The sequence below is a fragment of the Pseudokineococcus marinus genome (assembly GCF_013004605.1).
In the GTDB taxonomy this organism is placed as follows: Bacteria; Actinomycetota; Actinomycetes; order Actinomycetales; family Quadrisphaeraceae; genus Pseudokineococcus; species Pseudokineococcus marinus.
The window spans coordinates 1-5,067 of sequence record NZ_JABEMA010000225.1; the positions used below are offsets into that span (position 1 = coordinate 1).

General features: G+C 79.2%; 7 protein-coding genes. 4 read left to right on the forward strand and 3 right to left on the reverse strand.

The features are described 5' to 3' along the window. The 3 genes from HLB09_RS12690 to HLB09_RS12700 all read left to right on the forward strand — a co-directional run. Positions 1 to 216, forward strand: a 216-nt coding sequence (locus HLB09_RS12690; RefSeq protein ID WP_212771021.1) for a hypothetical protein, incomplete at its 5' end; no start/stop codon positions are given. Then, positions 213 to 428 (forward strand): hypothetical protein, encoded by a 216-nt coding sequence (locus HLB09_RS12695; RefSeq protein WP_171203719.1) that lies wholly within the window; start codon positions 213 to 215, stop codon positions 426 to 428. The genes HLB09_RS12690 and HLB09_RS12695, both read left to right, overlap by 4 nt. Before the next feature lie 137 nt (positions 429 to 565). After that, entirely contained in the window at positions 566 to 1,060 is a 495-nt protein-coding gene (locus HLB09_RS12700; RefSeq protein ID WP_171203720.1) for a hypothetical protein, read from the forward strand. 171 nt (positions 1,061 to 1,231) lie between these two features. Here the strand turns inward: HLB09_RS12700 and HLB09_RS12705 are convergent, their stop codons facing one another. Both HLB09_RS12705 and HLB09_RS12710 read right to left on the reverse strand, forming a co-directional pair. After that, positions 1,232 to 1,519, reverse strand: coding sequence for a hypothetical protein (locus tag HLB09_RS12705; RefSeq protein ID WP_171203721.1), 288 nt, complete (start codon positions 1,517 to 1,519; stop codon positions 1,232 to 1,234). 43 nt (positions 1,520 to 1,562) lie between these two features. Continuing rightward, on the reverse strand, positions 1,563 to 2,525 hold the full coding sequence (locus HLB09_RS12710; RefSeq protein ID WP_171203722.1) for a hypothetical protein: 963 nt from the start codon (positions 2,523 to 2,525) through the stop codon (positions 1,563 to 1,565). A gap of 210 nt (positions 2,526 to 2,735) precedes the next feature. Here HLB09_RS12710 and HLB09_RS12715 point away from each other — a divergent pair, with 210 nt between their 5' ends. Continuing rightward, positions 2,736 to 3,899: a hypothetical protein gene (locus HLB09_RS12715; protein WP_171203723.1), complete on the forward strand. Its 1,164-nt coding sequence runs from the start codon at positions 2,736 to 2,738 to the stop codon at positions 3,897 to 3,899. Positions 3,900 to 3,935: 36 nt separating this feature from the next. On the opposite strand, the gene HLB09_RS12720 is transcribed toward HLB09_RS12715, so the two are convergent. Further along, positions 3,936 to 4,994 carry a sigma-70 family RNA polymerase sigma factor gene (locus tag HLB09_RS12720; RefSeq protein WP_322790168.1) on the reverse strand — a complete coding sequence of 353 codons (1,059 nt, stop codon included), beginning with the start codon at positions 4,992 to 4,994 and terminating at the stop codon, positions 3,936 to 3,938. Positions 4,995 to 5,067: the final 73 nt, after the last annotated feature.

Below are 5,067 nucleotides of genomic sequence, written 5' to 3' on the forward strand. Positions count from 1 at the left end.
GTCCCCTCCCTGGCCCTCGGCGCCCTGGTCGGGGGCCTGCTGCTCGGCGCCCCGCTCGCGGCGGGGCCGGGGCAGCTCGGCGCGGTGCTCGTCGGCGTCGTCCTCGCCGCCGTGCTGGTGGCCCTGCTCGCCGCGCTCGTCTGCCGGCTCCTCGCCGCGGCGCTGTCCGGGCGCGTGCGGGCGGCGTCCTCCCTCGAGCACCTGCGGACGCCGTGACGCCGCCGATCGTCGTCCACGTGCCCGAGCGGCCCTCGGGACCCGTGCTCGCCGCCCTCATCCGGGAGGTGCGCGCCGCGAGCGCCGCCGGTGCCGTCGTCATCGACGCGAGCGCGGCGGCGGGCTGGCCGCCCGGCCCGCGCCTCGTCCTCGAGCGCCTCGAGGCGGTGGCCCGGCGCAGGGGGACGGGCCGCCCCTCGGGGACCTCCTGAGGGCGGAGCCGCCGGGGGAGGGCGTCCACGAGCGTGACCGTGCACGGTCACGCTCGTGGACGGCTCCGGCTCCGACTCGCCGGGGTGGGCTGCTCCGCCGTCGCCCGGCTGTCGGCGGGCGGCAGCAGGATGGCGGCGTGGAGGACGGCACGGGGGCGCTGGTCGGCGCGGTCATCACGGCGTCGGCGGCCGTCCTCGCCGTCGTCGTCGCCCAGCTCGCGACGGCCCGGCGTGAGCGCCGCCAGCGCGTCTACGCGCGCGAGCGCGCGGCGCTGCTCGACGCCCAGGACGCCGCGCTCGTCGCCCGCACGGCCCTGCGCGCCGTCGGCACCGCGCTCGAGCGAGCGGCGCGGGAGGTGGCGCCGTCGGCGCACGTCGTCGTCGCCGTGCCCGCGGACCTCGAGGCGGCCCGCTCGGAGGCCGAGGGGCGCCTGGACGTGCGGCTCGCCCGGGTCGCCACGCGCGACGTCGTGGACGCGGCGCGGGCCTGGCAGCAGCGCGCCCGCTGGGCCTTCCTCGGCGACGAGGACGTGACGGCGCGCGACGAGGACGACGCGTGGGGCGCGCTCAACGCCGCCGTGGCCGCGGCGCTCGACGACCGGGGCTGGTGGGAGCGCCGCCGCGGGCGGTAGCCCTCAGCAGTGAGCCCTCAGCAGTGAGCCCTGAGCGGTGAGCCCGAGCGGTGAGGGCCTGGAGGGCGAGCCCGGCGCCGCGAGCGCAGAGCGGCGCGTCGACGTCGCGGTGCACCGCGACCTCGGCGCACGCTCGCGTGCGCTGGAGAGGGGCGGAGGCGGACCGCTCGCTCAGGCGGTGACGGGCTGGACGACGACGAGGCGCTCCTGCGCGCCCAGGCGGCGCGCCGCCTCCCGCAGGTGCTCGGCGAAGGCCGCGGGAGCCGCCTCGACCCGCAGCTCGGCCGCCCCGCCGCCGAGGACACGGCTCACCAGCTGGGCGGCGAAGGACGGGCTCCCGGTGACGAGACGGCGGCAGTCGAGGCGGACGAGCGCCCCGGCCAGCTCGCCCGCGAGGCCGTCGACGAGGGCGTCGGCCATGCCGCGCCCCGCGACCATGCTCGGCAGCTCGATGATCACCGCTCGTCCTCCCGCCGGCGCCGTCCTGCGTCGTCGTCCTGGCTCACCGCTCACGGTACGCGCCCACCCGCCCCGACGCCCCCGTCGACACCTCGGCCGGCTCCTCCGCCGGCGCGTCCGTCACCCTCTCCGCCCACGCCTCCGTCCGCCCCTCCGTCCGCCCCTCCGTCCGCCCCTCCGTCCGGCCGGGGGTGCCGCGGACGCCGACGACGGCCTCGACGAGCGTCCCGCCGAAGGGTGAGCGCAGGGCGCCGTCGGTGCGGACGGACCGCCGAGCGCCCCGCGGACGGGACGTGCGGACGGCCGCCGGGCCCGAGGCGAGGAACAGCGACCCGCGCAGCCGGCCCACCTCGTGCACGACCGTGACCAGCCCGACACCGCGGGTCGGGTCGTCGAGGCGGCTCGTGCCGTCGAGCGCCAGGTGCAGCGCGTGCCGGGCCCCGCGGGCGCCGCGCCCGGCGAGCGTGCTCCGCAGCCCGAGGCCGCCGTCGGCGACCGCGAAGCGCACGCAGCCGGCGGCGGGCAGGACCTGCGCCGCGACGTAGCCGGTGGCCTGCGCGTGGTCCGCCACGTTGGCGGCGAGCTCGGCGACGCCCGTGAAGAGCGCCTCGGCCGCCACCGGGTCACCGGGCGCCGTCCGGGCGTGCACGAGCCGGGCGAGCGCCAGCGCGTCGGCCTCGGTGGCGACGGGGCGGACCTCGAGCAGGTCGAGCGCGCGGTCGGCCTCCGGCACGACGTCGTGCAGGTCGTGCTCGACCCCCAGCTCGTCGAGGACGCGCCCCAGGTGCATCCGCGCCGCGTAGCGGCGCTGCTCGGGGCGCGAGGGCCCGACGACGCGCAGGCGCGCGCCGGCCGCGGCGTGCCGGGCCGCGAGGGCGGCCACCCCCACGAGGTGCGCCGGGTCGACCCACCGGCACCCCGAGAGGTCGACGACGTGCGTCCCCCGGGCGCGGCGGCACGTGAGGTGGCCCATGGCGGGCGGACGCAGCGGCGACCGGCTCGGCACCCGCCCACCACCCCCGTCGTCCGGCCCTCGACCGAGGGAGCCCGCGAGCCCCGTGCCCGGACCCGCCGCGACGACGCTAGGCGGCGGCACCGACACCGGCGCCGCCCACGACCTCCCGCTCGCCTCCCGGCCGGCGCCCCGCTGCGGCGGTCGCCGCCCCCACCGAGCCGTCGCCGTGCCGGAGCGCGGGGCCGCTGCCACGCTGGGCGGATGGACGCCCTGGCACGAGCCCGCCGCGTCCGCGGCGAGGTGCGGCACCCGCGAGACCTCCGCCGGCTCCTGACGACCGGGCGCTGGCCTCGGGGCGAGATGGCGCTCAAGGCGGCGGTCGCCGCCCTGCTGGCGTGGCAGGTGGCTCTGTGGCTGCCCTTCGCGCCCGCCGAGCAGTACCCCTACTACGCGCCGCTCGGCGCCGTCGTCGCCGCCTACCCGAGCGTGCGCTCCTCCACCATGGAGTCGCTGTACAGCGTCGCCGCGATCATCGCGGGCGCCGCGCTCGCCGTCGGGCTCGAGGCGCTCATCCCCGCCCCGGTCCTCCTCGTCCCGGCCGTCGTGGGCGTGGGCATCGTCGTCGCGGGGCTGCCGGTCTTCGGGTCCGCGCGCTCCTGGGTGCCGATCGTCGCGCTCTTCACGCTCGTCATCGGGGCGACGGAGCCCCTCACCTACGCGGTGGCGTACACGGGGCTGACGCTCCTCGGCGCCACCCTCGCGGTGCTCCTCAACCTCCTGCTCCCGACGGTGCCGCTGGCGCAGAGCAGCTGGGCGATCTCCCAGCTCGCGACGACCCTCGCCGACCAGCTCGACGACCTGGCGGCCGGCCTCGAGGACGACGACCCCCCCACGAGCTCGCAGTGGCGCGACCGCGCCCGGGCCATCGACCCCGTCCTGCAGTCGGTGCGCGCGAGCGGGCTCGACGTGCGCCGCTCCCTGCGCGCCAACGCCCGGGCCCGTCGAGAGCGCGGCGTCGTCGACCGCCAGCGCAGCGAGGCGCTCGTCCTCGACTCGGTGGCCACCCGGACGGCCGACCTCACGGACCTCCTCATCGACGTCCACGCGGAGGGGGACACCGGCCTCGACATCCACGGGGAGGTTCGGGCGCCGACCGCCCGCGCCCTGCGCGCCGCCGCCGCGGCGGTCCGCCCGATGGGCGAGGAGCCGACGCCCCGCGCCGCCGAGGTGGGACTGCTGCGCCAGCGCGTCCGGGAGCTGTCGGAGGCGGTCGCCGAGCTGGAGATGCCCGACCGCCGGGCGCGGGAGGCGACGGGCGCCGTCGTCACGGGCCTGCGCCGGCTCCTCGGCGGCCTGGCGAGCGGCCTCGAGGACGAGGGGGAACGGGAGGCCGAGGCGCGGGAGGCCGTGACCCCGACGTCCTGAGGGGCTGGACGCCCCGCCCTCCGAGGCCGTGGGTTGTCAGTCCTCCAGGTGCTCCGGCAGCCCGAAGACCGCCGGGGTGCGGGTGTCGAGGAAGTTGGTGATCTCCCCGACGCGGCCGTCGCGGCTGCGCAGCACGTGCAGCGCCCAGAAGCGGCGCACGCCGGGCTGCTCCGGGTCGGGCTTGTACTGGGCGAGCGCGGGGGAGCCGTTCGCTTCGACGGGGACGAGGCGGGACCCGCGGCACGCCCCACCCGGGCCGACGTGCCACGCGACGACGTCCTCGGGCCCGCGCAGCCACAGGGCGTAGGGGGGCATCGACTGCACGACCTCGGCGTGCAGCAGCTGCGCCAGCGCCTCCATGTCGTAGGCCTCGAAGGCGGCGACGTAGGCCCGCAGGAGCTCGGCGTGCGCCGGGTCGAGCGCGTCGAGGGGGCTGCCGGGCCGGGGCTCGCGGGCCGCGATGGTGGCCCGCGCGCGCTGGAGGGCGCTGTTGACGGACGCCGTCGTCGTCCCGAGGAGGTCGGCGACCTCCTCGGCGGACCACCGCAGCACCTCCCGCAGCAGGAGGACGGCGCGCTGGCGCGGCGGCAGGTGCTGCAGGACGGCGACGAAGGCCAGCCGGACCTGCTCGCGGGCGACCGCCACGTCGGCGGGGTCGCCCTCGGGCAGCACGCGGGCCGACGGCGCCGGCGTCAGCCAGACCGACTCCTCGAGCGGGGCGCCCAGGGACGAGACCACGGGCTCGGACGGCGCCGCGGAGACGTCCACCGGCATGGCCCGCCGCTTCGCGCCGGCGAGCTCGTCGAGGCAGACGTTGGTGGCGATGCGGTAGAGCCACGTGCGCAGGCTGGCCCGCCCGTCGAACCGGTCGAGACCGCGCCAGGCCCTCACCATCGTCTGCTGGACGGCGTCCTCGGCGTCGACCGCGGAGCCCAGCATCCGGTAGCAGTGGGCCGTGAGCTCGCGGCGGTGGGCCTCGAGGTCCGCGTGGTCGTGCCGGGGCCGCTCGTGGACGGTCGGGGGCGCGGGCGGCAGCGCCGCCGTGCCCGTGCCGGTCCCGGTCGGCGGTGCGGTCGTCGCCTGCGCGTTCCCCACGGCGCCGGACGGTAGTCCCGCGCGCGCCCGCGCGGTAGGCCCCGGCAGGGCGCCCGCGGCCGTCGGGCCCCCG